Genomic DNA, 661 nt, shown 5'->3' on the forward strand with positions numbered 1-661 from the left:
CGGAACCGGCCGGCTGCCGGGCGCTGCCCTCATCCGACGGGAGGATGTCCAAGCCGCCGGGCCGGTAGGGCTGCAGCACCAGGCGCGCGGTGCGGCGGCGCCAATGTTCCGTCCAAGCAGTCATCAGCCACGGCACGAGGGCGGCCGCGCTCACGGCCGCCCACACTCCGATCGAGAACCGCCAGCCGGCAGCCTGCTCAAGCGGCACGGCAAGCAGCGGGCTGAGCGCCGTACTGGCCGCCAGCAAGGTCACGTAAAGCGCGGTGATGAGGCCGATCCGGTCCGGGAAATAGCGCTTCACCAGCGGCGGCAGCAAAATGTTGCCGATCCCGTAGCCAACCATGGTGAGGCCGGACAGGACCAGGAACGCCGGCACGTCGGAGGCCAGCGCACGGCCCAGTTGGCCGACGGCGGCCATGCCCAGTGCCACGAGCAGCAGTGCTTCCATGCCGATCCGGCGCATCAGCAACGGAACTGCGAACCCGGCAGCGGCGAAGGCGGCGGTCGGCAGCATGCCCAGCACACCGGCGGAGGCCGTGCCGAACGGCAGATCCGCGGCAATATCCGCCAGCACCGGCGACACGCCGGAGACGGCCAGCCGCAGGCTGAGCGCCAGCAGCAGGACGCCGACGAGCACGGTCAGCCGGCCGGCAAACGGGGC

The 661-nt window shown here is 71.4% G+C and carries 1 protein-coding gene; it reads right to left on the reverse strand.

From position 1 onward, the window contains the following. The coding region (locus AC5RUJ_RS17880) for an MFS transporter (RefSeq protein ID WP_494156469.1) at positions 1–661 on the reverse strand (661 nt) is incomplete at both ends.

It is taken from the genome of Arthrobacter sp. Y3223164 (genome assembly GCF_059091005.1).